The 26,320-nt window shown below is 36.5% G+C and carries 30 protein-coding genes; 20 read left to right on the top strand and 10 right to left on the bottom strand.

The window, feature by feature from the left end; all coding sequences use genetic code 11:
- Position 1: 1 nt before the first annotated feature.
- The 6 genes from ACS604_RS07030 to ACS604_RS07005 all read left to right on the top strand — a co-directional run bounded on the left by ACS604_RS07030 (position 2) and on the right by ACS604_RS07005 (position 4,323).
- Positions 2 to 610, top strand: a complete 609-nt coding sequence (locus ACS604_RS07030) for an OB-fold-containig protein (RefSeq protein WP_005306154.1) — start codon at positions 2 to 4, stop codon at positions 608 to 610.
- Between the two features lie 378 nt (positions 611 to 988).
- Positions 989 to 1,183: a cytochrome oxidase putative small subunit CydP gene (gene cydP / locus ACS604_RS07025; RefSeq protein WP_003652097.1), complete on the top strand. Its 195-nt coding sequence runs from the start codon at positions 989 to 991 to the stop codon at positions 1,181 to 1,183.
- Positions 1,183 to 2,769, top strand: a complete 1,587-nt coding sequence (locus tag ACS604_RS07020; protein WP_151962989.1) for a cytochrome ubiquinol oxidase subunit I — start codon at positions 1,183 to 1,185, stop codon at positions 2,767 to 2,769. The genes cydP and ACS604_RS07020 overlap by 1 nt, the downstream gene beginning before the upstream one ends.
- Positions 2,766 to 3,911, top strand: coding sequence for a cytochrome d ubiquinol oxidase subunit II (gene cydB / locus ACS604_RS07015; RefSeq protein ID WP_174741844.1), 1,146 nt, complete (start codon positions 2,766 to 2,768; stop codon positions 3,909 to 3,911). The genes ACS604_RS07020 and cydB overlap by 4 nt, the downstream gene beginning before the upstream one ends.
- A gap of 10 nt (positions 3,912 to 3,921) precedes the next feature.
- A complete protein-coding gene (gene cydX, locus ACS604_RS07010) occupies positions 3,922 to 4,023 on the top strand; it encodes a cytochrome bd-I oxidase subunit CydX (RefSeq protein WP_002120988.1) in 102 nt (33 codons plus the stop codon).
- Positions 4,024 to 4,323 (top strand): cyd operon YbgE family protein, encoded by a 300-nt coding sequence (locus tag ACS604_RS07005; protein ID WP_174741842.1) that lies wholly within the window; start codon positions 4,024 to 4,026, stop codon positions 4,321 to 4,323.
- A gap of 12 nt (positions 4,324 to 4,335) precedes the next feature.
- Here ACS604_RS07005 and ACS604_RS07000 read toward each other — a convergent pair whose 3' ends face one another.
- The 6 genes from ACS604_RS07000 to ACS604_RS06975 all read right to left on the bottom strand — a co-directional run bounded on the left by ACS604_RS07000 (position 4,336) and on the right by ACS604_RS06975 (position 8,639).
- Entirely contained in the window at positions 4,336 to 4,860 is a 525-nt protein-coding gene (locus tag ACS604_RS07000) for a GNAT family N-acetyltransferase (protein ID WP_474770954.1), read from the bottom strand.
- Positions 4,861 to 4,938: 78 nt separating this feature from the next.
- Positions 4,939 to 5,610, bottom strand: coding sequence for a YccT family protein (locus ACS604_RS06995; protein WP_474770952.1), 672 nt, complete (start codon positions 5,608 to 5,610; stop codon positions 4,939 to 4,941).
- Positions 5,611 to 5,830: 220 nt separating this feature from the next.
- Positions 5,831 to 6,427, bottom strand: a complete 597-nt coding sequence (locus ACS604_RS06990) for a nitroreductase family protein (protein WP_004791948.1) — start codon at positions 6,425 to 6,427, stop codon at positions 5,831 to 5,833.
- A gap of 188 nt (positions 6,428 to 6,615) precedes the next feature.
- Positions 6,616 to 7,728, bottom strand: coding sequence for a signal recognition particle-docking protein FtsY (ftsY, locus tag ACS604_RS06985; RefSeq protein ID WP_474770949.1), 1,113 nt, complete (start codon positions 7,726 to 7,728; stop codon positions 6,616 to 6,618).
- Between the two features lie 120 nt (positions 7,729 to 7,848).
- On the bottom strand, positions 7,849 to 8,175 hold the full coding sequence (locus tag ACS604_RS06980) for a hypothetical protein (RefSeq protein ID WP_005306180.1): 327 nt from the start codon (positions 8,173 to 8,175) through the stop codon (positions 7,849 to 7,851).
- A 104-nt stretch (positions 8,176 to 8,279) separates the two neighbouring features.
- Positions 8,280 to 8,639, bottom strand: coding sequence for a hypothetical protein (locus ACS604_RS06975; protein ID WP_004791942.1), 360 nt, complete (start codon positions 8,637 to 8,639; stop codon positions 8,280 to 8,282).
- A gap of 216 nt (positions 8,640 to 8,855) precedes the next feature.
- On the opposite strand from ACS604_RS06975, the gene ACS604_RS06970 reads away from it, so the two are divergent.
- The 3 genes from ACS604_RS06970 (at position 8,856) to ACS604_RS06960 (ending at position 10,271) form a co-directional block, all read left to right on the top strand.
- Entirely contained in the window at positions 8,856 to 9,089 is a 234-nt protein-coding gene (locus ACS604_RS06970) for an SEL1-like repeat protein (protein ID WP_002121063.1), read from the top strand.
- Between the two features lie 232 nt (positions 9,090 to 9,321).
- Positions 9,322 to 9,696: a DUF2750 domain-containing protein gene (locus tag ACS604_RS06965; protein ID WP_004791939.1), complete on the top strand. Its 375-nt coding sequence runs from the start codon at positions 9,322 to 9,324 to the stop codon at positions 9,694 to 9,696.
- Between the two features lie 143 nt (positions 9,697 to 9,839).
- On the top strand, positions 9,840 to 10,271 hold the full coding sequence (locus ACS604_RS06960) for a CBS domain-containing protein (protein WP_004791938.1): 432 nt from the start codon (positions 9,840 to 9,842) through the stop codon (positions 10,269 to 10,271).
- 51 nt (positions 10,272 to 10,322) lie between these two features.
- Here ACS604_RS06960 and ACS604_RS06955 read toward each other — a convergent pair whose 3' ends face one another.
- A complete protein-coding gene (locus ACS604_RS06955; RefSeq protein WP_004791935.1) occupies positions 10,323 to 11,531 on the bottom strand; it encodes an aspartate aminotransferase family protein in 1,209 nt (402 codons plus the stop codon).
- A gap of 227 nt (positions 11,532 to 11,758) precedes the next feature.
- Between ACS604_RS06955 and grxD the strand changes: the two genes are divergently transcribed.
- Positions 11,759 to 12,100, top strand: coding sequence for a Grx4 family monothiol glutaredoxin (gene grxD / locus ACS604_RS06950; RefSeq protein WP_004791933.1), 342 nt, complete (start codon positions 11,759 to 11,761; stop codon positions 12,098 to 12,100).
- 47 nt (positions 12,101 to 12,147) lie between these two features.
- Here grxD and ACS604_RS06945 read toward each other — a convergent pair whose 3' ends face one another.
- Positions 12,148 to 12,471 carry a hypothetical protein gene (locus ACS604_RS06945; protein ID WP_474770944.1) on the bottom strand — a complete coding sequence of 108 codons (324 nt, stop codon included), beginning with the start codon at positions 12,469 to 12,471 and terminating at the stop codon, positions 12,148 to 12,150.
- Between the two features lie 241 nt (positions 12,472 to 12,712).
- Here ACS604_RS06945 and ACS604_RS06940 point away from each other — a divergent pair, with 241 nt between their 5' ends.
- Positions 12,713 to 13,612, top strand: a complete 900-nt coding sequence (locus ACS604_RS06940; RefSeq protein ID WP_004791928.1) for a LysR family transcriptional regulator — start codon at positions 12,713 to 12,715, stop codon at positions 13,610 to 13,612.
- Between the two features lie 42 nt (positions 13,613 to 13,654).
- On the opposite strand, the gene map is transcribed toward ACS604_RS06940, so the two are convergent.
- Positions 13,655 to 14,449 (bottom strand): type I methionyl aminopeptidase, encoded by a 795-nt coding sequence (map, locus tag ACS604_RS06935; protein WP_474770943.1) that lies wholly within the window; start codon positions 14,447 to 14,449, stop codon positions 13,655 to 13,657.
- A 354-nt stretch (positions 14,450 to 14,803) separates the two neighbouring features.
- On the opposite strand from map, the gene brnQ reads away from it, so the two are divergent.
- From brnQ to ACS604_RS06920, 3 genes are all read left to right on the top strand, one after another.
- Entirely contained in the window at positions 14,804 to 16,105 is a 1,302-nt protein-coding gene (gene brnQ, locus ACS604_RS06930) for a branched-chain amino acid transport system II carrier protein (RefSeq protein ID WP_004791923.1), read from the top strand.
- A gap of 190 nt (positions 16,106 to 16,295) precedes the next feature.
- On the top strand, positions 16,296 to 16,709 hold the full coding sequence (locus ACS604_RS06925; RefSeq protein WP_004791921.1) for a GlcG/HbpS family heme-binding protein: 414 nt from the start codon (positions 16,296 to 16,298) through the stop codon (positions 16,707 to 16,709).
- Between the two features lie 273 nt (positions 16,710 to 16,982).
- On the top strand, positions 16,983 to 17,237 hold the full coding sequence (locus ACS604_RS06920) for a hypothetical protein (RefSeq protein WP_004791919.1): 255 nt from the start codon (positions 16,983 to 16,985) through the stop codon (positions 17,235 to 17,237).
- Positions 17,238 to 17,262: 25 nt separating this feature from the next.
- On the opposite strand, the gene ACS604_RS06915 is transcribed toward ACS604_RS06920, so the two are convergent.
- Positions 17,263 to 17,718, bottom strand: a complete 456-nt coding sequence (locus ACS604_RS06915; RefSeq protein WP_004791917.1) for a hypothetical protein — start codon at positions 17,716 to 17,718, stop codon at positions 17,263 to 17,265.
- A 141-nt stretch (positions 17,719 to 17,859) separates the two neighbouring features.
- Here ACS604_RS06915 and ACS604_RS06910 point away from each other — a divergent pair, with 141 nt between their 5' ends.
- The 6 genes from ACS604_RS06910 to ACS604_RS06885 all read left to right on the top strand — a co-directional run bounded on the left by ACS604_RS06910 (position 17,860) and on the right by ACS604_RS06885 (position 26,268).
- Positions 17,860 to 18,717: an alpha/beta hydrolase family protein gene (locus tag ACS604_RS06910; protein WP_004791915.1), complete on the top strand. Its 858-nt coding sequence runs from the start codon at positions 17,860 to 17,862 to the stop codon at positions 18,715 to 18,717.
- Positions 18,718 to 19,040: 323 nt separating this feature from the next.
- Complete coding sequence (ptsP, locus tag ACS604_RS06905) at positions 19,041 to 21,896, top strand: phosphoenolpyruvate--protein phosphotransferase (protein WP_474770940.1); 2,856 nt, start codon at positions 19,041 to 19,043, stop codon at positions 21,894 to 21,896.
- Positions 21,897 to 21,911: 15 nt separating this feature from the next.
- Positions 21,912 to 22,859, top strand: a complete 948-nt coding sequence (gene pfkB / locus ACS604_RS06900) for a 1-phosphofructokinase (RefSeq protein WP_312823890.1) — start codon at positions 21,912 to 21,914, stop codon at positions 22,857 to 22,859.
- Positions 22,846 to 24,564 carry a fructose-specific PTS transporter subunit EIIC gene (locus ACS604_RS06895; RefSeq protein WP_312823892.1) on the top strand — a complete coding sequence of 573 codons (1,719 nt, stop codon included), beginning with the start codon at positions 22,846 to 22,848 and terminating at the stop codon, positions 24,562 to 24,564. Before pfkB ends, ACS604_RS06895 begins: the two co-directional genes overlap by 14 nt.
- Before the next feature lie 843 nt (positions 24,565 to 25,407).
- Positions 25,408 to 25,872 (top strand): MarR family winged helix-turn-helix transcriptional regulator, encoded by a 465-nt coding sequence (locus tag ACS604_RS06890; protein ID WP_004791909.1) that lies wholly within the window; start codon positions 25,408 to 25,410, stop codon positions 25,870 to 25,872.
- A gap of 180 nt (positions 25,873 to 26,052) precedes the next feature.
- On the top strand, positions 26,053 to 26,268 hold the full coding sequence (locus ACS604_RS06885; protein WP_198307796.1) for a hypothetical protein: 216 nt from the start codon (positions 26,053 to 26,055) through the stop codon (positions 26,266 to 26,268).
- Positions 26,269 to 26,320 lie beyond the last annotated feature (52 nt).

Below are 26,320 nucleotides of genomic sequence, written 5' to 3'. Positions count from 1 at the left end.
CATGGCTGATTTCTTTTTCAATTATTATCTTATGCCATTTCACTTAAGTGTAGTGGCTTTGATATTGCTCAGCGTGGTAGAAACCATTGGTATGTATATTGGACTCCGTCCAAGTCAATTACTCAAAAAAATTGCGCCCGATTGGCTTTCTAATTCGCCGCTACTTAATGTTAAATTTTCTAAAGCTCTAATTTTCGTTTTTTTACTCATCAATTTCAGTTATGCAGGCTACTTTTTACAACTCTCTTTCTTCGCAATACAGCATTATTTTATTTCCCCATTTTATTTAATCGTCCCAGCTCTTGTAATCGCAATATTTTTTACTGTGTTCATGATCCACTGCCTTGACCAAGTAATTAAGCCCAAGCTCACTCATACCAACTATAACCTTTTAGGGCGATTAGCGACGATTTCCAGTGGTAATGCCAGACCTGGATTTTCTGCCCAAGCCCGCGTGCGTGATGAATTTGGTCAACTCCACTACGTTCAAGTAGAACCAGAATACGGCGAACTCGAATTATACTCCCAAGTTATTCTTGTCAGAGTACATAAAAGCCATTATGTAGCTAAGAAAATTTCTGTATCCAACGATCTTTTTGCACCCGATTAACTCTTAATTATTCTCGTAGTTTCCTATCACTTTTTGCGGGCTTCATTACGCCCTGATTTTATTATTCTCTTTTTAATTAATCATTTATTATTCCGACTAATTTAATTAGTGATAAGATTACTAAATATTATACTCAACCATTTTAGTTGGTATTTAATTAAAACAAACTATTTTAATAAACTTTACAATTTTATTTACAAGTGTTTTAGTAGGAATTAATAATCAATTCAAACTATTTTAGTATGTTATTTATTTTAAATTAATAAGTACTTGTTTTATAAGGGTTAATAATTTAAATATTCATTTTAAATATATTTAATGTTTATTTTTATTATATTTTGATTAATAATAAAATTAATATCAAATGAGGTTTAATTAATGAGCCTTAATTTTCAAAATCTTAATAGTCGCTTAATTAAAGAAATCACTATTATTCTAATAATAAAAATAGTGCTTCTTTTAACGATTAAACATATTTGGTTTGATGCTCCCACCATCCCCAAAAATTTCGACAATCAGGTCGCCGAGCATATTGCTGGCGATAACATTTCCAACATTAAGGAGACACGTTGATGATTTCTGAAAGCGTGGTTGATCTTTCGCGGTTTCAATTTGCAATGACCGCAATGTATCACTTTCTTTTCGTCCCTTTAACTTTAGGTTTGGCATTTATCCTTGCCATCATGGAAACCACCTATGTCATTTCTGGTAAAGAAATTTATAAAGATATGACTAAATTTTGGGGAAAATTATTTGGTATTAACTTTGCTTTAGGGGTTACGACTGGCTTAACAATGGAGTTCCAGTTTGGAACAAACTGGGCTTATTACTCACACTATGTAGGTGATATTTTCGGTGCACCATTAGCAATTGAAGGCCTTATGGCGTTCTTCCTTGAGTCGACATTTATTGGTCTATTTTTCTTTGGATGGGACCGGTTAACTAAAGTTCAGCATCTAGGCGTAACATGGTTAGTCGCTCTAGGTTCCAACATGTCAGCGCTCTGGATTTTAGTGGCGAATGGTTGGATGCAAAACCCAGTAGGTGCCGCATTTAACTTTGAAACGATGCGTATGGAATTAGTTGATTTCGGCGCGCTTATCTTTAACCCTGTAGCTCAGGTTAAATTCGTCCACACTGTATCTGCGGGTTATGTAACTGGTGCAATTTTTGTACTTGCTATCTCAAGTTACTACTTGCTTAAAAAACGTGATCTACCTTTCGCACGTCGTTCATTTGCAATAGCTGCGATTTTTGGTCTTGCATCTACACTTTCAGTAATTTTGTTAGGCGATGAATCTGGTTATGAGTTAGGGGATGTTCAAAAAACTAAACTCGCTGCGATAGAAGCCGAATGGGATACTCACCCTGCTCCTGCTCCGTTTACCTTGTTTGGCGTACCAAATCATGAAGAGATGCGGACAGATTATGCAGTTAAAATTCCATATGCCTTAGGTTTAATTGCAACTCGCTCAACAACTAAAGAAGTTACTGGTCTTAAAGACCTTATGCAACAGCATGAAGTTCGTATTCGTAACGGTATGCTTGCCTATGCTGAACTTGAAAAATTACGTGCAGGCAATCGCTCACCTGAGTTATTAGCGTCATTTGAGAAAAATCAAAAAGATCTAGGTTATGGCCTACTTCTTAAGAAATATGCACCAAATGTAGTTGATGCAAGCGAGCAAAATATTAAAGCTGCTGTAAAAGATACTGTTCCAAATGTTACAGCGCTATTTTTCTCTTTCCGCGCAATGGTTGCCTCTGGCTTCTTAATGCTATTACTTTTCATTTTAGCGACTTGGGCTGTAGCAAAAAGAAATGCTGAAAATAAACCTTGGTTACTTAAATACGCATTGTTTGCGCTGCCGCTTCCTTGGATTGCTGCACAAACTGGTTGGTATGTAGCTGAAGGCGGTCGTCAACCATGGTCTATTGGTGAAATCTTACCAACCCATCTGTCTACTTCTAGTTTAAGTACTGGTGATGTATGGGGTTCAATTCTTGCGTTAGCAGCGTTCTATACAGCTCTTTTAATTATTGAAATGTATTTAATGATCAAGTTTGCTCGTTTAGGGCCAAGTTCTCTGCACACTGGCAAATATCATTTTGAAAAGCAAGAACCAAAAGCAGCTGTTAATGGGGAGGCCTTATCATGATTGAATATGAATTATTAAAAATCATTTGGTGGGTGTTAGTTGGCGTACTTCTGATCGGCTTCGCTCTGACTGATGGCTTTGATATGGGTTCTATGGCTCTCATGCCTTTCGTTGGAAAAACCGATAGCGAACGCCGTGCTGCAATCAACACGATTGCGCCACACTGGGATGGGAACCAGGTCTGGTTTATTACGGCGGGCGGTGCACTATTTGCTGCTTGGCCAATGGTCTATTCAGTTGCCTTTTCTGGCATGTACTGGGCACTATTGTTAGTTTTATTCGCACTCTTCCTAAGACCGGTCGGTTTCGATTATCGCTCTAAACTAGATAATACAAAATGGCGTAATTCTTGGGATTGGGGCCTTTGCATTGGCGGTGCCGTTCCAGCACTTGTATTTGGTGTGGCATTTGGCAATTTATTCTTAGGCATTCCTTTTAGTTTAGATGACACATTACGCTCTGAATATTCAGGTAGCTTTTTTGCCCTTCTCAATCCATTTGCTCTAGTTTGCGGTGTTGTGAGTCTATCTATGCTTTGTGCGCATGGTGGTGCATGGCTCATGTTGCGCACAGATGAAGCTTTAAAACAACGCTCTGCCAAAGCTACTCAAATTATGGCAATTGTATTTTTAATTTGCTTCCTTGTGATTGGAGCATGGCTCTATTTCGGACAAGTGCCAGGTTATAGCTATGCTGTTGCCATAGATCCAAATGCTGCACTTAATCCTTTAGCTAAAGAAGTGGTGACTAATAGCAATCCAGGTTGGATGAATAATTACCGCACTTATCCAATTACTAAAGTTGCCCCAGTTCTGGCAATCTTAGGTGCAATCATTGCAATTTTCTCATCTTCAAAAGCAAAAGCGGGCTTAAGTTTTACTGGCACAAGTTTAATGATTGTAGGGGCAATTTTAACTGCTGGTTTTGCCCTATTCCCGTTCTTACTTCCATCTAGTATCAATCCTAACTCTAGTTTGACGATGTGGGATGCTGTATCAAGTCACCTTACTTTAGGCGTTATGACTGTCGCAGCCTGCATATTTGTTCCTCTTATTTTGATCTATACCAGTTGGTCTTATTACAAAATGTGGGGAGTCATCACTAACAAACATATCGAGTCAAACTCGCATAGCTTGTATTAAGGAGAAGTCAATGTGGTATTTCGCATGGATCCTAGGCATTTTGATGGCATGTTTTGCGGGCGTACTCAGCGCGCTTTATATTGAACATCATCAAGATTTAGATGAGGAATAAATGATGGCAAAAGCAATGACAGCATCAAATCATCGAAAAGCTCAAGCACTTGCAATGGCCCTTTCTTTTCTGTTGGCATTGCCTCTTGCTGCAATTTTGTTGGTTTACCCTTCACTCATGCTAGATGCTAACGGACACTACAATCATAGCCAACTTATGCTGGTAATGATTGGTATTTCTGGTGGCTTCATTTATGGAGTGGGTTTCGTACCCAACTTCTGGTTATGGAAATGGCTATTTAGCCCATGGGTGGCTTGGCCTCTCATGCTTTTAGGCTATTACATCTGGTTTCTAACCTAAATCAAAAAGACCTCAAATGAGGTCTTTTTTCATTTCAACCAGCTTAATAGGCACCCTTGGCACGCCTACATTTGCCTCAACTGGATATGGCTGTTCATTACCCGTTTTCACATATCCACGTCTTTCATAATAAGCGATCAATTCAGAACGGACATCTAGTACATGCATTACGGCGTTAGTCAGATGTGGATCTTCTTTCAATGCATATTGCTCTGCATATTCTAAAACAGACCGACCCATTCTCCTATTTTGAACGTGAGGATCCGTACAGAATGTTCCAATCTCAACCTGACTATTTTCAAATGTAAGCCCTACACACGCAATAATTTTAGAAAATTCAGTTTCCGCTACCAATAATTTTGAATTCCTAAGTTGCAGTTGTTCTTCTAATTGATGCTCTGTAATACGTAGTCCTTTTACCCACTCGAGCTCTGTTGTCCAACTTCGACCCAGCTGTTCCCGATAAGACTTATTAATTAAATCTACAAGTTGTGGAATATCGGCAAATGAAGATAAACGAAATTTTAAATTATTCATAAAATATACTTAGGCTATTTATAAAAATTCTAAAAATAAAGCCGATATTAAATCGGCTTTATTTTAAATAGCGACTAATTAATTTGATTGTTCAGCTAACCATGCCATGAATTTTTGACGCTCAGCTTTAGAAGCCTTCTGCCAAGTTTCCACTAGACGTTGATCATTCGTTTGTGCTCCACCTGTTACTGCCATAGATGTTGCAGTTGGCACAACAACTTGAGCGGAAGTAGGTTTAGCCGATGCATACACTGCTTCAGGCTGTGGTTTAGTTGATTTAGTTGTAAAGTCGGTTACTTTACCCAACAAGCCACTTGCAAACCATGGTTTTGCTTCATTGTTTGCACCAGTTTGTTTTACGATTAATTCATTATTTGTACTATACAAAGCCACTGTTGGCTGCTCCGCATATTTCTTAGCTTGTTCAAATTGTTTTGGTGCATCTACCATTGCGAGCTTATAAGTTTGCCCATCTTGGAGTGCTGGAGTTTGAATCGTAACTACTCCAGATTTAATAATGTCATGTTCACCATTTAAATGCTCAAAGTATTCTTGATAGCGCACACTTAAGCTCGTTTCCCCTGCATCAACTTTATAATTATTTTTAGATGAACGAAATAACCCAGAATTGACTTCTTGACCATTCACCGCAAGGATTACAATTTCCTCTGGCGCTGTAATTGTAACTGCTGAAAATACCGAACTACTGAGTAATAAACTTATTGCAGCAACACCTAATCTTAAAGTCATCTGTCTCTTTCTCTATATTTGATAAGCTATGAAATCATGAGCAATATGCAATATGATTGTGACTATTTTATGACAGTGCAGTGACTCGCTAATTTTTCGATTTATTATTATTAAATATACATTTGAATTTTATCAATTTCCGTTGGTTTAACCTTTTTATTAATTCAAAAAACACATAAAAAAAAGAGTACCTAAGTAGGTACTCTTTTTTAACTTTCAATTAGTTGAAAGTTTTGAAACGATCAGCATCATTAATAAATGCTTTTTCGCCTGCTGGCGCTTCCACTGAACCAAATACCAATTGAGCACGTAATTTCCAATTTGCTGGCACATCAAATGCTTCAGCAGCATCAGCATCAACAATCGGGTTATAGTGCTGTAAAGAAGCACCTAAACCAAGCTCTGAAAGTGCTGTCCAAGTCGCAAACTGTGCAATTGCAGTTGAATGCTCAGACCAAACTGGGAAGTTGTCTGCATATAATTCAAATTGCTCTTGTAAGCTTTTAATAACAGCTTGGTCTTCATAAAATAAAACCGTACCAACGCCAGCAACAAAGCTATCAATTTTTGCATTTGTACCAGCAAAAGAGTCTGCAGGAACAATTTTACGTAATGCTTCACGAACTAAATTCCAGAATTTAGCATGTGATTCACCGTATAGTGTCACCACACGTGAAGATTGTGAGTTGAATGATGATGGACTATGTTTAACCGCTTCACGAATTGTTTCTTCAATTTTAGTGCGATCTAATGCAACATTTTTACCAATTGCATAAATAGTACGACGATTTTTAATTTTATCTAAAAAAGTAGACATTTTGTTATTTCCTACCTATTGATTGACCAAGGACCGTTGTTTGGGAATGAATACAGTGTATTAAAGTCATTTTTCATAATCAGCATTAAAAATATGACAGTTCGTTTTATTTTCGCAACAATAAAAAAAGATATAGATATAAAAAAAGCTTCACGTTTTAGTGAAGCTTTTGAATGCTAACAACCGTTTTACTTATCAGTTTCAAACAGTGCAGCAACAAATGATTTCGCCGAGAATGGTCTTAAATCATCAATTTTTTCACCTACACCAATAAAACGAATTGGCACATGAGTACGACTTGCAATATTAAAGAGCACGCCACCTTTCGCAGTCCCATCCAGCTTGGTAATTGTGATACCAGTTAAACCCACAGCTTGGTCAAACTCTTGCACTTGGTTAATCGCGTTTTGCCCTGTGCCAGCATCTACTACCAACATAATTTCATGAGGTGCAGTTGCATCAATTTTTTGCATCACACGTTTAACTTTTTTGAGTTCTTCCATCAAGTTACTCTTATTATGTAAACGACCTGCCGTATCTGCGATTAATACGTCAATTCCTTTAGCACGAGCACTTTCAAAAGCATCAAAAATAACAGAAGCACTATCAGCTCCGTGACCTTGAGCTACCACAGAGATATCGTTACGTTCACCCCAGATCTGTAATTGTTCCGTCGCTGCAGCACGGAACGTATCCCCAGCAGCCAACATCACTTTTTTACCTTCACCTTGCAAACGTTTCGCTAATTTACCAATAGTTGTGGTTTTACCAACACCATTTACCCCAACTATTAAAATCACATAAGGCGATTTGTTAGGATCAATATGCAAAGGTTTAACACGCGGGGCCAACAAAGCAACCAACTCTTCTTGCAACGCTTTATATAGAGAGTGCGAATAGATCAAATCACCACGAGCTGTACGCTCTGTTAAATTGGTAATGATCGTTTTAGTCGCTTCAACACCAATATCTGCAACTAATAATTGCTCTTCGACTTCTTCGAGTAACTCATCGTCAATTTCTTTTCCGCCAATCAAGATATTGACCATACCATCAGCGAAATTACGACGAGTTTTGGTTAACCCCTCTTTCATTCGGCCAAAAAAACCAGTTTTTGGTTGTTCAACCGCAGTTTCTGTAGAAGCTAATTCAACTTTGGCTGCTTCAATATTTTCTTGCGATTTAACAGGAGATTCAACGATGGGAACATCGATAGCAGGTAAATTAGGTAATGTGACATCGTCATCACCGATCTCAGCATCTATCAAGAATTTATTTTGCATATTCGATTGTTGCTCCATGCGGATTCCTTGAAAAGCAGCGCGTTTAAAAAGATAAAGTTTAGCATAAATTCAAAATTTTGCCTGCCACAATAGTGCTCAAAAAGCTTTGGAAACCAAGATTTAGCCTGATTAATCCAATTACTGGGTATCTTCCTGAGCGAGTGCTGGATATTGCTTAATATGAGCACCCTCAAATTGGTAAGCATGCATTAACTTTAAATAATCTGCCCGATGAATTTCTGACTGAGCTATAAGCAACTCAGCCATGTCTTGAGTTCTTGGATAAGTAGCCTGATGAGAAAGTTGTATAATTCGTTGATATTGATCCGGACTAATAGGCCGAAGTAATGCTAAATATGACAGCACAAAAATACAGCCAATGACAATAACCACAAACAGGTTAAAACATTGATCAACTTTTAACTCAGACTTTAATTTAAGAAAATTTTGTTTGAATATGAGCATGACCTACCTCGAATTAGTGTAGTGTAGGGTTCAATACTCATAAGTACAAGATCAAACATCCAGTAAGGTTAATAATCATACCTTACTGGATAGTATGAGTATGCTTAACTTATTAGTGAACGAATGACGGAAAAGTATAAAATTGCCGCAATAATCACCAAGACTAAAAACATAGCAAAAATACTTAACCCTTCTTCTGCATCTGCTGGATGCAATTCGTCTTCATCAGCAATTTTTCGAAGCTCCCCATCATAAACTTGATAAAACCAGTTTTTTTGGGCGGGTTCCAAATGACCAGCAAAATCAAACACCCTTTTACGCTGTGCTAGACAGTAATCCCCTAAATGGATTTCCTCATGAAAGATAGCTTCATCTAATAATTTACGGTGATAATGGGCCAGTTCTATGATTTGTTCCTCTTTAGGAGGCGTGTCAAAAACAAAGCCGTCGATTGTATTTGTCATATTTTATTCTCCTTGTCTTTTATTCTCATATTGATTTTAATCAAAATTATTTGTGAATAATGTTTAATCATGTATCCTAATAGTGAACTAAGCAAGATAGACAATAGTTGACAAATCCATCAATTTGTAATATTAGTTTAATAATTCTAAGTTAAATTAATTTAAAGGCATCCGCCTTTAGAAAAAAGTAATCATAATTACAATAAGGAGTTTTCTATGATTCAACGTATCTCTCATCATGATTTAGAACATGTATATGCAACTGCAGTAAACACAATTCACTCTCAAATGAATTTCCAAGATGCAGTTGCACAGTTAGAAGAAGTTGCTCGCGCTGGGCACGGTAAAGCCGCTCTATTCTTAGCAGAATTGTATTATCAAGGTTTCCGTGTTGAACGTGACTCACTTAAAGCACAATATTGGCAAAAGTTAGCCACAATGCAAGCATAAAGAGACGTCACTTAGGTGGCGTTTTTTGTACCCGTAAAAACATTTTATAAATATAATTTGCTAGGCACTTCGTTTGTTTAACGCTAATGTCAACGCCTTAATCATATTGACGTACTCAAGTGGCATTTTTATAGCTGGGAATATTTGTTTACGATTTGATACCTGTTTAAACTGAAATGTCATCTGATTTTTCTATAATAAGCAAGATAAGTTAAGAACCATTAAATTGACAATGAATAGTTTAAGCAATCTGCAACCGGTTTCAAAAGACTTGATGATTAAAATTTATATTTTAAGAACGATGATGTATTGCGGAGTTCTCTGGGGATTATTTCATCAGGGCTGGGCAATTAAATCAGATCAAGAAGACTTTATTTTTCCCTTCTGGCTCAATGGATTGCAAGCTCATCGCTACGCTAAAGAACATTGGCCACATTACAAACCAAGAAGAATTACTCCTAAAGATTTTCACGAGTCTTTATTACCAACCTTAACTCGACTCAACGTTACACCAGCTTTGTTTAATTCTTCTCATCGCAAGTTGAAATTATCTACCCAACAAATGCAACATTTCTTTTTTAAACATCCGCACTGGCAAGGAGCCTAAAGTTTCTTTAGGTTCTTAACCTCTATTAGAATGCTTTTTGAACGCTTGAGTGTAAAACTTGTATTTGAATGACTACCAAGTCTTTGCATTTTTATAAAATCAGGCTAATTTAAAACAAAATGATAAAACACAGGACAGAAGAAATGACAATCGTTGCACAAGTAATCAAAAACAAATCAGAGCAAGATATTTTTACAATTTCTCCTGAAGCTACTGTCCTTGAAGCGATTAAGATCATGGCTGATAAAGGAATTGGTGCGTTAGTGGTAGCCGAAGGTGAAAAAGTTGTCGGAATTTTATCTGAACGTGACTACACGCGAAAAGTGACACTGATGGAACGTTCTTCATATAGCACTACAGTTGCTGAAATTATGACATCTAAGGTACTTACAGTAAGTCTAAACAACACAGTTGAAGAGTGTTTACAGCTTATGACAGATCGCCACTTACGTCACTTACCTGTATTGGACAATGAAAAATTAGTTGGTTTTATCTCTATTGGTGACTTGGTAAAAGCAGCAATGGAAGACCAGAAAAATTTAATTGAACAGTTAAAGCAGTATATTTCTGGTTAATCATTTGAAATAAAAAATGGGCATATAGATGCCCATTTTTAATACTGAAACTTAAAGATAATTATTAATCAAAGCGACTAAACGCTCTAATAAGTCATCAGCCTGTGCCTGAGTCATATTAATAGGCGGTAAAAGACGAACCACCGAACCTGCTGTAACGTTGATAATAAGCTTGTGCTGATCACGAGCAATGGCAACGAGTTCAGCACAGTCTTTAGGTAATTGAATACCAATCATCATACCAAAACCACGCACCTGAACATTTTTGTCAGCTAACTGTGTGCGAAGTTGATCAACAATATAACGTCCTACTACTGCCGCATTTTCTACAGCATTTTCTTTTTGAATTGTGTCAATTACTGTATAAACCACACGAGAACCTAATACAGTACCGCCATAGGTAGAACCATGACTACCAGGTCCTAATAAACCAACAGCTTTGCCTTGTGTCATTACTGCTCCAACTGGAAAACCATTTCCAAGTCCTTTCGCAGTCGTCAAAACATCAGGCACGATATTGGTATGCTGATATGCAAAATATTTACCAGTACGGCCATTACCTGTTTGAATTTCATCTAACATCATTAGCCAGTTGTGCTGATTACAAATATTACGGACTTCTTCAAGATAGCTAAAGCCTTGAGGAGCAGTATTAATACCACCCTCACCTTGAATTGGTTCGATCAAAATTGCAACAATATCTGGGTGCTGCAATGCAGCTTCTTGAATTGCCTCTACATCACCAAATGGCACACGAATAAAATCATTGGTTAAAGGAGCAAAACCATCTTGTACTTTCTTATTACCAGTTGCTGAAAGTGTTGCTAAAGTACGACCATGAAAAGATTGTTCTGCCACAATAATCTTTGGTAAACGCACGCCTTGTTGAGTACCAAATTTACGAGCAATCTTAATCGCACCTTCATTTGACTCAGCACCACTATTTGAAAAGAAGATTTCTTCCATACCAGAAACCTCTGCAAGCTTCTGAGCAGCAGCAGTTTGCCAAGGAATTTCAAATAGATTACTTGTGTGCACAAGTGTTGCTGCTTGTTCTGCAATTGCTTCTGCAATAACTGGGTGAGCATGACCTAAACCACATACAGCAATACCCGTTAAAGCATCTAGATATTCTGTACCATCTTCAGTATATAGATATGCCCCTCGGCCTCGTACAAAACTGATCGCTTGGCGACCATAAGTAGCCATTAAGTGTGACGGTTGATCAGGTTGTATTGGAGCTAGGGTAATATCAGTCATAACGAACTCTGTCTGTATGAGGTTTTTAGAAGGGTTTATATAAACAAAAACTGGCTCTGATGGAAAGTATCATCAATCATTTATCTAAAATTTCGTCCGCTTTTCGCTATCACTTCGGTTTATACAATAAAATATTGAATATTCAATGCAACTTTAAGCATTAAGGTGGTTTGCAAAGCAACATAAACACCCCCTATAATGCTGCTAGATTAGTTGAGGATCTATTTATGACTGAACAAGCACGTGATACTGAAGCGTTAATCCGCGATCAAATTGCGAAGCATCCCGTTTTACTTTACATGAAAGGCACTCCACAGTTTCCACAATGTGGTTTCTCTGCACGTGCTGTAGAAGCGCTCAGTCAAATTGGTCGTCCATTTGCATATGTAAATATTCTGGAAAATCCTGATATTCGTGCAATGTTACCAGCAATTGCGAATTGGCCTACATTCCCGCAACTTTGGGTAAATGGCGAACTTATTGGCGGTAGCGATATTATGCTAGAAATGTTCCAAAATGGTGAATTAAAACCATTAGTTGAACAATATAGCGCTGCACCAGAAGCGTAAATAATAAAAAAGCCAATCAATAGATTGGCTTTTTTATGCTCTTAATTTTAAAGATCGCTTAACCCAACATAGCGGAATAAACCTTCTACACCTAAATCAGATTTTAAAACAATCAAATTTTCATAAGATGTTGTAGTCAAAGCTTCAAAAATATTCATATTTGGATCTTCGTGTAAGTCATCCACGCTCTGGTTCATGCACTCTTCAAATCGATCTGCAACAAATTCAAAGCCCAAATCCATGGCAATAAATAAAGTATGTTCACATGGTTGAACATATTGCTCTTGTGCCCAGTCAATTATCGCTTGTTTGCAAAATGGACATTCAATATTTGTAGAGGCATCGTTAAGTTCTATCAATTGATAAGGCATTAGATTTGAAAAGTAGAAAAAAATATAGTGTAGAAGAGATTGATAAATAGTTCTATAGATAACCTATAAATCCTTTTTTATACACATATTAAACACACAACGTAATTACAATATAATTTCAAAAAATATTTCTATGAATTAGCAATGAATTTCCCCCCACTTACAAAAAATTTAGTATAAGAATTATCGTTGCAAAAATAATAATGTAAAATCATGGTTGTTGCAGAAATAGGATATTTTAATGCTCACCGATCTTGATGATTTTTATTGTTTTGCTCTTGTTGTTGAGCATGGTGGCTTTAGTGCTGCTGAGCGTGTAACGGATATTCCAAAATCAAAATTAAGTCGTCGCGTTTACAGCTTAGAAGAAAACTTAGGGGTTCGCTTAATCCAGCGCAGTTCTCGTCATTTTGCTGTTACAGATATTGGGATGGATATTTACAGACATGCTCAAGTCATGATGAATGCTGCTCAAGCTGCCCATGACTTAGTTGATCACTTAAGTATTCAACCTAGAGGTGTTGTTAAAGTTAGTGTTCCTGTTGATGTTGCTCAAAATCAACTTCCAAAAATCCTACCTGCTTTCTTAAAAAAATATCCAGAAATTCGTTTGCAACTGATGGTTAGTAACCGTCGAGTAGATGTGATTAATGAAGGGATTGATATCGCATTACGAGTTCGCTCAAAACTAGATGATGACCCGAGTTTAGTACTTAGACAATTTGCTGTTATAGAACAGAGCCTATTTGCAAGTCAGGCTTATTTAAATGAGTTTGGTGATATAAAAACTCCTGAACAGCTAAGCGAACATCGTATTTTAAGCCTTTCTGAAGAGCACCTTGATCAGCAATTCCTTTTGCATGGACCAGACAATGAGCAGAAGAAAATCAAAGTTAGCCCTATTGTGATGGGTACGAACATACATATGTTGGCGCAATTGGCGAGTCAAAATTGTGGTATCGCTTTACTACCAGAGAGTGCAGCAGAAGATTTTCTGAAGTCTGGACAACTTTTACAAATCTTACCTGAATGGAAAGCTCCTCATGGAATATTACATGCCGTATATCCATCACGCCGAGGTTTGCTACCCGCTGTTCGAGTATTCATTGATTACTTAGTTGAACATCTTTCTGAGCGTTAAAATAAAAAAGTTCGATAATTTATCGAACTTTTTTTATATTTTTCAAATTGCAGGATAGTGCCCCACACCTTCAGGCCATGGGGTCAATAGTTCAAAACCAGTATCTGTTACTGCAACCATATGTTCCCATTGAGCAGATAATGAATGATCTTGAGTAATGACGGTCCACCCATCATTTAACTCTTTCACTTGCGGTCTACCTGCATTTACCATTGGCTCAATGGTAAAAACCATTCCTTTCTTTAAGACCAAACCTTGCCCGCGCTGCCCATAGTGCAAAACATTAGGTTGTTCATGATAGATCTTACCAATCCCATGTCCACAATATTCTCGAACAATACTATAGCCTTCTCGATGAGCAACCGACTGAATAGCATAACCAATATCACCTAATGTAGCTCCTGGCTTAACAGTGTGAATACCAGCAACCATCGCTTCATAAGTTGTATCAACTAATTTTTTTGCTTGTGGATTTACATTACCCACAAAATACATGCGGCTCGTATCACCAAAATAACCATCTTTAATAATTGCAACATCAATATTAATAATATCGCCATCTTTTAAAATTTTATTCGGCGATGGTATGCCATGGCAAACAACTTCATTGACTGAAGTACATATCGTTTTTGTAAAACCGTGATATCCCACATTAGCAGGAATAACTTTTAAATTATTTACAATATAGTCATTACAGAGGTTATCTAAATACTCAGTAGATACGCCTGGTTTAATATAGGCCTCTATCATTTCTAAAACTTGTGCAGCCAAGCGTCCAGAAACTCTTAACTTTTCCAGATCTTGTTCAGTTTTAATGGTAACAGTAGAAGCTCTCATTCAATTCTATCCTCGCAGACAAGAAACATGCCCTTCCCTACAAAAACCTAAGGTAATTCAAAATATTTTAGGATGAATATAAGTCAGACCAAAAGCCTAAAATGCTTAAATATTCGGCATTCACAATAAAAATTTATGTTTTTATTCTTACATATTTTTTATAAAAAGTCAGAATTTAAAAAGAAGTTCTTTTCTCCTTTTTATGGGTTTTCAAGTACATACTTTAACCAAACAAACGCTTATAACACTATATATAGTTTTAACCACCTGAAAAAAAGCTTTTTCACATAAATTAGCGCTTGATCATGATTACTTTTGCTCTAAAATTCCTTCTTTTTTTATTATCTTTAATTTATGCAACATCTTCGTACTGGAGATATTATTGCCTTAGGTTTTATGACCTTTGCCCTTTTTATTGGGGCTGGCAATATTATCTTTCCTCCCATCGTTGCTCAACAAGCTGGTGAGCACGTATGGTTAGCTGCTCTAGGCTTTTTAATTACGGCTGTCGGCTTACCTGTAATTACCATCATGGCACTCTCTCGTATGCAGGGTTCCATTGAAATTATTAGCTCTCCCTTAGGTCGAGTAGCAAGTCTGATTTTAACTGTTGTTTGTTATTTATCAGTCGGCCCTCTATTTGCTACCCCACGTACAGCTACTGTTTCTTATGAAATTGGTTTTTCCTCTTATTTTGGAACCTCAAGTAGTAGTCTTTTAATCTATAGCGCAATTTATTTTTCATTTGTAACTGTAGTTTCACTTTATCCAAACAAGTTATTGGATACTGTAGGACATGTACTTGCCCCACTAAAAATTATTGCTTTAGCAATTTTAGGTATTGCAGCAGTGATGATTCCTGCGGGTTACGTACCAGCTCCGATCAACCATTACGTCACATCTCCGGTTTCAGAGGGCTTCGTAAACGGTTATCTCACTATGGATACGTTAGGTGCACTAGTATTTGGTATCGTTATTATTCAAGCGATTTACTCACGCGGCGTTACTGATAAAAAGTTAGTCACCAAATATGCAATTATTGCCAGTCTCATTTCAGGTGTTGGCCTTACTTTAGTTTATTTAAGCTTATTCAAATTAGGTTTAGGTAGCCATGAAGTAGCACCAAATGCAGCAAATGGCGCAGTAATTTTACATGCATATGTACAACATGCTTTTGGAAATATGGGTTCATTATTCTTAACTGGACTAATCTTTTTAGCATGTATGGTTACAGCAATTGGCTTAACTTGTGCGTGTGGTGAGTACTTTGCTCAGTTAACGAAATTACCATATAAGCTTTTAGTATTTATTTTAGTTGGTTTCTCTTTCGTTATTTCGAATCTTGGTCTAACTAAACTGATTGCTATTTCAGTACCTGTCTTAAGTGCAATCTACCCACCAGCAATTGTGGTGATTATGCTGAGCTTCTTCTGGAAATTTTGGCATAAACCTTCTTTCATTGTCGGTTCAGTAACAAGTATTGCTTTAATTTTCGGTATTATCGATGGCCTTAAAGTTGCAGGCTTCAGCAATTATTTACCTGAATTCCTTCAGCATTTACCATTAAATGAACAAAACTTAGCTTGGTTGATCCCATCTTTAGTTGTTCTTGCAGTTACCGTAATTATCGACAAAGTTAAATTCAAAAGCATTTAATCTAGTGACTTTTTTGAAATCGAGTTTTATCCAAACATGATTTTATATATTGAATAAAATGCTGTGTTTACCCAACCAGCATTTTATTTCCCCACTAGTTTTTAATGACAAATCAACTATAGATATAATTAATTTTTACTGTAAAATTACACTAAAATAATTTTTAGCTACTCAGGAAAGAAGAGCAACAATGAAAACTAAATATTACCTAACATTAGCAGATGCAGAGTTTTTAATGGAAGAAGCTCAAAAATATGCAATTGAACACAACTTTAAAGTCAGCATTGCAATTGTTGACGAAACAAGCTCTCTATTATTCATGAAACGATTAGATGGTGCTTCTCCTCTAACTACACATCTATGCCTAGAAAAAGCAAAATGCGCTTCAATATCAGGTAGACCGTCAAAATTTTACGAAGAACTTCTAAAAAGTGGGCGTCTTGGTTTCTTAAGTATGCCTAGTGCTCAAGGGATGTTAGAAGGTGGAATACCGATTATTTATGAAGGTGAAATTTTAGGTGCTATTGGTGTATCGGGTGTTCAATCTTTTGAAGATGCAGAAATTGCTCAACATGCGATCGATAGTTTTTTTAAAAAAATATAATAGCTAAAGCAAAATCCCAGGAAAGAGAAATTAATGCACTTTTCATTTAAATAATTTCTCTTTTCTAAAAGAATAAGTATTTCATACAAAAATATTAAACATTTACTTTTTTGATACGTTAAACCTTTATAAATATAGAGGTTTTTATAAAACTGCTCAAAAAATTTTCTATTTGCTATTGAACTGAATCAAAAATAGCAGTACAACATTAAACTTAAAACTTATTCTTGACTAAAACATTAGGTTTTAGCGCAACCACAAGGAGGGATGGAGATGTTATCATTACATTTCAACAAACAAGTCTTCATTAACACTCTGAACAGCAAAGATTCAGTTGTTTATGGAGTAACACCGCTTGCTCTTATGCTGACTTTACTGTTTCAAGGTATGATTAAAGGAAATCTGAAACCCGAATACTTTATGTATGCGATGGTCGTTTCTTTCATATTTTGTGTGTGGGCCTTTGTCGATCATAAGATGCGAAAACTAGCTAAAAGACGTCTTAGTCAACAAAATTTGAATTCTTAAAAAATGGATGAGCAATCATCCATTTTTATACACCTACAAATAAAAAAATTGTTCCAATAACTAAAATAGCTGTAGCCAATAGTTCAGTCACAATTAATCCCACCATCATAAAAGACATCATCCACGAAGGTAAATTAAATCTGCCCAAACGATGGGGAGTTTTAAATTGATTTGTCGTGTCCTGTAAACATCCATGTATGATATAAACCAATATTGAAAAGCTAAAAAAGAAAATATTAGCTAACACACACCACAAAGCAACATTTTCATTTAAAACAGTAAAATAGCTCAATACAGCAAGAATGAGACTAGCAGCCGCATACAGCAAACTACTTCGATGAGCAATATCAACATAATAGTGGGCACGATGTAACTCTGAACGCCGTATTTGCCAATACTTCCACACCCCAGTGAACATTCCTACCCATAAAAATATGCCACTAAACACAATTGCTAACTGTACAGCTTTCGGTAAATCCATCTTTTTTCCAATTATTCGTTTTATTAAAATTTAATGAGCTGTATAGCACAAATCTTGACTTTATAGTCACATTTTAATCAAGTATCGTTTTGGAACTCATGTAAATTAAAGTCATTAATAAGCTAATCATTACGTAATATTATGGATAACACTTTTGAATCATTTTGGATGACCTGCGAAGATGGTTATCAACTTGCTGCACAATTTTATCCAACTCAATCAAAGAAATCGGTACATCCTGTTTTGATTTGTCCGGCAACAGGTATTACAAAAAACTTTTACCATTCTTTTGCTACATGGTTAAGTCAGCAAGGCTATGATGTATTAAGCTTTGATTTCCGTGGAATTGGAGATTCATTGCATGGGCCATTAAAGCAAAGTACAGCGAGTATTAATGATTGGGGAACGCTTGATATCCCTTGTGCAATTGAAACTTTATTAGAAAAAACTCAAGCAGAAAAAGTTACTCTTCTTGGCCATAGTGCGGGTGGGCAACTGCTAGGGATTGTGCCAAATTTTCATAAAGTAGCAAAAGTTGTTGCAGTAGCAGGTTCTACAGGCCATGTAAAAGGACTAAAAGGTAAAACAAAATTTCTAGCCCCTGTCATGTTTAACGTTATCTTTCCAATTTCAAGTAGTTTAAAAGGCTATGGTGCTACTCAATTTATTGGAATGGGTGAAAACTTGCCTAAAAAAGTCGCACAACAGTGGCGAGAGTTTTGTAGTCACCCGGGCTATGTGAAAAATGCTATTGGTAAAACTATCTTTCATGACTTTCATACTGAAATTATTTGCCCTATTACTTCAATTTGGGCAAGTGATGATGAAATTGCTACTCAACACAACGTTGCAGATTTATTAAGTTTATATCCGAATGCGTCTACTAAAATGCTAGAACTGAACCCAACAAAACTCGGCTATAAATCAATTGGGCACATGTTAATGTTTAAAAAATCACATCAAAAGCTATGGTCAGTCTTAGAGCAAGAAATTCAATAGTAATTTAAATTCTATCATTTAGTTTTTGCCTCTATGCCCGTAATCCGGTGTAGAGGTTTTTTTATTATTAGCAGTCCCCCATTTTATAAAATAACTTTATTAAATTTATAGTTACCATAAAAAACTAAAATATATTAAGTCATGATTCCTTTGTATTTTTAATAAGCATTATTTACGTAAATACGTCGATATAAACTTAAAGTTCTGCTATGGTAATTTGTCTGAAGCTGTTGTTTAAAAACAGGTAAACCAACCTATTTTAATACAAACAGCTTCTTTTTTTCTGTTTTAGTTAAAACCTAAGAAATTGTTCAAGGATAAGTATGCTAGCACTCGAGCCTCGACATATTCATATGAATCAACATGCTGTTGATAAAAAGCATGCATTACAGTGTCTAGTAGATATATTAGTAAAAGATGGGTTAGTTACACCTGAATATATAACAGGACTCATCAATCGTGAACAACAAAGCGCTACCTATTTAGGCCAAGGTATTGCTATTCCACATGGTACGCCACAATCTCGTGAATTTATTTTAGAAACAGGTATTCGATTAGCTCACTTCCCTGAAGGAATAATATGGGATGGGGAAAACACGATTTATCTGGCTGTAGTTATTGCGGCAAAATCTGATGAACATTTACAAGTACTACAAATATTAACTAGAGCATTAATGCAGGATGTAAGTGAACAAGTAAAAAATGCGACGCAACCTGAGCAAATTATTGAACTATTACAAGCTCAACCCCTATCCTTAACTCTGCACGAAAATTTAATTCAAACTGAAATTGAATCTCAAGATATCGAAGACTTATTGTGGTCAGCCTCTCAAATTCTCAAAAAACATAATTTCGTAAAATGTGGTTTTTTAAGCTCACTTGAGCCAGATCAAGTTATCCAGTTACAAGACCAGATCTGGTCTATTTCAAGTAGTAAGTTTGTTCAACAGCCAGCAATCAGTATTGTAAAGTCACGCCATGCTTTAGATGTAAATGGACAAAAACTGAATACACTCGTATGTATTGCTGCCAATGAGCAGTTAGATAGCCAAAGATTCAACCGACTGATTGATATTTTATTTAATCCAGAACAAGTCGCACAGCTAGATCAAACACAAGCACCAAATGAGATTGCTAAAATTATTGGTGCTGATGTTATTCCAGATTGGCCTCATCGTTCAGTTGTATTAGCCAATGCCCATGGCTTACATGCTCGACCAGCGACTCATTTGGTGAACTTAACTAAAAGTTTTCAAGGTGATATTCAAGTCGCAGTAGACGATGGTAATTTTGTTTCGGCCAAAAGTTTGACGCGCCTCTTAGCTTTAGGGTGTAAACGTGGCCAGACTTTACGTTTTATTGCTGAACCGGAAACAGATGCTGTAGACGCTTTAGATAAAGTTATTCAGGCCGTGCAACAAGGCTTAGGAGAAGAGGTTGAACCAATTCAATCTTCAGATAGCCAAGAAGCTCAATCGCCTCAAACAGTAAAATCATTGCCGAAAACATTGAGTACAAATACAGGTATTCCAGCTTCTAGTGGTCTAGCTTTTGGCCCCGTACATGTCATCAAACCTAACGTTTATCAATATGAACGTATGGGTTTAAGCGTTAAAGCAGAAAAAGAGAAACTTGATATTGCTCTTCATGCAGTTAAAAACAATATTCACCAAGTTATTGCAAAATCTGAAGTAGCTGAAATTAAGCAAATTTTCCAAGCACATTTGGAAATGCTAGACGACCCAGATCTTATTAATGGTGTTTATCAAAAGATTAACTTAAACCTTTCTGCTCCTGCTGCTTGGCACGAACATATTGAAGCAGCAGCTAAAGAGCAAGCAGCTTTACCAGACCGCTTATTGGCTGAGCGTGCTACAGACTTACGTGATATTGGCGATCGGGTTTTAGCACAGCTCTGTGGTGAAGTTATTATCGAGGAACCTAAAGAGCCTTATATTTTGATCATGTATGATGTGGGCCCTAGTGATGTGGCTCGCCTTAATAAAGATCGAGTAGCAGGTATTTTGACAGCTGTAGGCGGTGCAAGTGCACATAGCGCTATTGTTGCTCGTGCTTTAGGTATTCCTGCAATTGTTGGTGCTGGTGATCAAGTACTAGATATTGAACAAAAAAGTTCTCTTTTAATTAATGGAGATACAGGGACTTTTGTATTAAACCCGAACACTCAGCAAATCGAACAAGCAAAACAAGAACGAGAGCTTCAACAAAAAATTCGTGAAGAGGCTGAACGTCACAGCCAAGAACCTGCGATTACCCAAGATCAACATCAAATCGAAGTTGCTGCTAATTTAGGAAAAGTTCAAGCTACAGCACACGCAGTTGAATGTGGCGCAGAAGCAATTGGCTTACTTAGAACAGAGCTTGTTTTTATGGCTCATAGCAGTGCTCCAAGTGAAGCTACTCAAGAAGCAGATTACCGTGTTGTGCTAGATGCTCTGGCTGGTCGCCCACTTGTAGTACGTACTCTTGATGTAGGTGGTGACAAACCACTTCCTTACCTTCCAATTGCTGAAGAAGAAAATCCATTTTTAGGCCTAAGAGGTATCCGTTTGACATTAAGACAGCCAGAGCTGTTACGTCAACAACTTATCGCTTTGCTTAAAGCCGCAGATGATCGTCCTTTACGAATCATGTTTCCAATGATTGGCCGTGTGGAAGAATGGCGTGCTGCCAAAGCTATTCTTGATGAAGTTAAAACTGTACATCCATGCGCCAACTTACAAGTTGGTATTATGATAGAAGTTCCTTCTGCTGCCTTACTTGCGCCTATTCTTGCTCAAGAAGTGGACTTTTTCAGTATAGGAACAAATGACTTAACCCAATATACTTTAGCTATTGACCGTGGTCACCCTATCCTCTCGGCTGAAGCAGATGGCCTTCACCCAAGTATTTTGCAATTGATTGATCACACTGTAAAAGCTGCGCACAAACATGGCAAATGGGTGGGTATATGCGGAGAACTCGCAGCTGATCCAAAAGCTGTACCGATTCTTATGGGATTAGGCGTAGATGAGCTCAGCATGTCTCCAAATAGTATTCCTTTAGTAAAAGCCCAAATTCGTACACTTAACTACAGCCAAGCTCAAGCGCTTGCAAAAAGCGCACTAGAATGTGAGAGCGCTACTGCTGTACGTCAGTTATCCGAACAAGAAATCTAAAGATTAGGAACAGTAATGGCTAAAGTTTTAACAATTACTTTAAATCCTGCAATTGATGTAACGATACAACTCAATGAGTTACAGATTGGCATGGTAAATCGCCAAGAATCTGTAGAAATACATGCAGCAGGCAAAGGATTAAATATTGCACAAGTTTTAAAAGATTTGGGGCATGAAGTTATTGTTTCTGGCTTTCTAGGAACAACGAACAGACAAATTTTTGATGACCATTTTAAAGAAGCTCAATTCCAATCTGAGTTTATTTATATTGAAGGTGAGACTCGTCAAAATATAAAAATTGCTGAACATTCTGGGCGTATGACCGATTTAAATGGAAAAGGTTTCTTGGTTTCTGAAATAGATAAAAAGAACCTCTTTCAAAAAATCGAAATGATTTTGCCACAAGTAGATGTAGTTGCCATTGCCGGGAGCCTTCCACAAGGTTTTAGTATTGATGAATTACAGCAACTTATTAAGCTCATTCAACAGCAAGGGAAAAAAGTTGCACTTGATACAAGTGGTAAAGCATTGGTCGCTGCAATTGAATGTCAACCATGGATGATTAAACCAAATACAGATGAGTTAGTAGAAAGTTATCAGCTTCCTGCTAGGACTTATTCTGAACAAAAAAAGCTTTTTGAAAACTTAGCTAAAATTGAGCATGTCGTTATTTCGATGGGCGAAGACGGTGTAAACTGGCTACACGACACTCACCCACTTCATGCAAAAGCCCCTAAAGTGATCGTTAAAAGTACCGTTGGTGCAGGTGACTCTCTTTTAGCAGGCATGATTCATGGCTTAATAAATGGCTTCTCTGATGAAGAAACATTAAAAACTGCTACCGCAATCGCAAGCCATGCCGTCACACAAATTGGCTTTCGAATTCCCAATGCCGAAACGCTAAACCAGTTAAAAGCCCAAACTACAATCAATTCATTGAGTGAATCTGATGCTAACTGCTAAACATTTATTATTTGTCATTAATAGTCCGCAACAGCAAGTCAATGCTTTGATTTTAGCTCGGAAACTTGCACAAGTCGCATCCCAACAGGGTTATTCAAATAATATTATTTCGCTTGATGAATTCGAAATAAGTGAAAATTTTGATCAAGTCATTGTTGTTGGACAACGCCCGAAAAATCTTAATAGTTTTGGTACACATCCATTATCTTTTATTAGCATTGAAGAGATAAAAAATGATGCTCACACAGCTTTCCAAACTGCCTTAGATCATTTTAAGCCAGCTCAAGATTGGCTAAGTGATAATAGCTTAGCAGTAACTACTACTAAAAAGTTTGTAGCAATCACTGCGTGTCCTACGGGTGTTGCTCACACTTTTATGGCTGCCGAAGCTTTACAACAAGGTGCAGAAAAGCTTGGGTATGAGATTCAAGTAGAAACACAAGGTTCTGTTGGTGCAAAAAATATTTTATCAGCTCAAGCTATTGCTGAAGCGGACATTGTGATACTTGCGACTGACATTGAAGTTAACACAGACCGTTTCGTAGGTAAGCGTGTTTATCGGTGTGGTACTGGCTTTGCTCTAAAGCAAACAGATAAAGCCTTTGCTGAAGCAGTCAGCAATGCGCAAGTTTTAGAACAAGGTAAGCAACAAGCATCGACAGAAAATAAAGATAAAACCGAAAAAGTTGGCGTATATAAACATCTCTTAACTGGTGTTTCTTTTATGTTGCCTATGGTGGTCGCTGGAGGTCTGTTAATTGCTCTCTCTTTATGCTTTGGTCTAAATGCTGCTGAGCAAGCTGGAAGTTTACCAGCCATATTAAAACAAATTGGTGCTGCCGCATTTATGCTCATGGTTCCGATGTTATCGGGTTATATTGCCTACTCAATTGCTGATCGCCCTGGTCTTGCACCTGGTTTAATTGGAGGCTTACTCGCCTCTCAGCTACAAGCAGGTTTTTTAGGCGGTATTGTTTCAGGTTTTCTTGCGGGTTATATCGCACTATTTATCGCTAAAAAACTTAAACTTCCCACAAGTTTAGAGGCGCTTAAACCGATTTTAATTATTCCTTTATTAGGTACATTATTTGTTGGTCTGATTATGTTCTACGTGGTTGGACAACCTGTAGCACATATTTTCGAGCTAATGAAAGACTTCTTAAATAACATGGGTACAACAAATGCTGTGTTAATGGGAATTATATTAGCAAGCATGATGTGTATCGATTTAGGCGGTCCAATCAATAAGGCAGCCTACGCTTTTACTGTGGGATTATTGACAACAAATACCTATATGCCAATGGCAGCAACAATGGCGGGTGGTATGGTCCCTGCTATTGGTATGGCTATTGCGACTTTCATTGCTAAAAATAAATTTAGTACCGGAGAGAAAGATGCAGGTAAGGCTGCTTTCGTATTAGGTTTATGTTTTATTTCCGAGGGTGCTATTCCCTTTGCAGCTAAAGACCCAATGCGTGTTATTCCAACTTGCATTTTAGGTGGTGGTGTAACTGGAGCACTTGTTGCATTATTCCATTGCGAATTAGTTACTCCTCACGGCGGCGTATTTGTTCTTTTAATTCCAAATGCAATTAACCATGCTTGGCTATATCTCGCTGCCATTGCAGCAGGTAGTATCGTTACAGGCATAAGCTATGCGATTGTTAAGAAAAAAATAGAAGAAAAAATTGTGAACACTGCATAATTTAAAAAGGGAGAATATAAATTCTCCCTTTTTTTATATTTCATATGTTTCAACAAATAAAACTCTTCAATTATCCGCTTTACGCTACTCGCATAATTTAATCTGAATAACTGTTGCTATAAGCTGTGCTAGCACTTCCTCTTCCAACTTTATTGTTAAAGTGAACCTATCTGTGATTTAGAAGATGAGTAGCATGAGCAAAAACTCTTAAAAATATAATTTATAGACAAAAAAGCTAAATATACAAGGTTAACCACTCCATTAGATATTTAATTTTATATATAATAATCAATGAGTTAATAAATAAATCAAATTTATTTCACTAAATAATAGATGATTCATGTTAAATGTATGGTAAATTTCACAACCCACAAAATTAAACAAATAATTGATATTTATAAATATTTATTATTTAAATGTCTTAATTTTTCATAATTATGACTTTAGAGACAAAAACTATCTCGTTCAATGCCACGTTCAAATCATCATTTTTTTTCTACGATGCGCTTGTAAGCCAACATCGTTCAATTAACGATCAAGCAAGCCTAGATGCAATCTTGTATATCTGTTCAAAGATTTTAAGGAATTAATGGCTATGACTTATCAAGTCACATTAACTTTCAACAAACTTTGACCATAGTAGAAGAGTATTTTTAGTTTATGCAAAGTATAGAGAAACTTATCAAGACAAGGTCCTTTAAACCATGTCATTGTTAAATTTAGCTATATAAATTTTGCTCACCAAGTAAAGTCCTGATATAACTTGCTTGATGAAACTATATTTTTCAACTATTAAAGATAGTTCACCAGAAATGCGATCCACCAAGGTATGGGGAAAAGTCAATGACAAAGAAGTATGCGCGTTTTTTACCTACAACAGAATCTTTTACTCTTGAAGATTTTCCATATTATTGGATTACTCAAGTACATGCTCAGTATGTACAAAATATTGATAATGCTTTAAAAAAATATGGTTTAGATAACTCACGTCGACGCATTATGTTGGCTTTAAGTAGTAAGCCCCATGCGAGTGTTTCTGAACTTTCAGATATGATTATTTCAAAAATGTCGACGACTACCAAGATTGTTTATCGTTTAAAAGATGAAGGTTTGGTGGAAACCTATTCTTGCCAGACCGATGGTCGAATCACCCGTGTAGTACTTACAGACAAAGGTACTGAAATGATCAATAAGATTAATGATCTAACCAGCGTAGTACTCGAACAATCTTTCGAAGGTATCACCCCTTTGCAATTAGAAAAAATGATGGAAAGTTTAAAATTACTTTTAAAGAATCTTTCTCGTTAAAAATAAGATAGACATCTTATTAAGCTCTCTTAGGAGGGCTTTTCTATTTTAATGCCTTGTCTAACTATTGATAGAAACAACACTTCACATAAAATAAGCAAATAACTTCTCATCTGTTGACTTGAGTCCTTAACTCCAGTAGAAATTCTCTTTCAACAACTGCATAGCAAATTTTTGAAAATGGCTAAAAGAAAATACAAAAGTGACAAGTTTCAAGTGCGTCGTATTAACCGTCAATGGTGGGTACTTGAAAAAGACCTTGAATCAAACTGTTATTTAAAACATGAACGAGTGGCAACAAAAACCTTAGCAAACAACTATGCTGATGATTATATTGAACAATATTATATGAATCTTTATATTCAACAAGAGTTGAAAAAACCTGAAACTGTATAAAAAAAGCCATTTGGCTTTTTTTATTTTTAATATTTAAAGATTATAAAGTCAA

It is taken from the genome of Acinetobacter sp. Li1LvA2 (genome assembly GCF_056156705.1).
The sequence above is the reverse complement of the archived record's forward strand: the minus strand, read 5'-3'. Positions and strand labels throughout refer to the sequence as shown.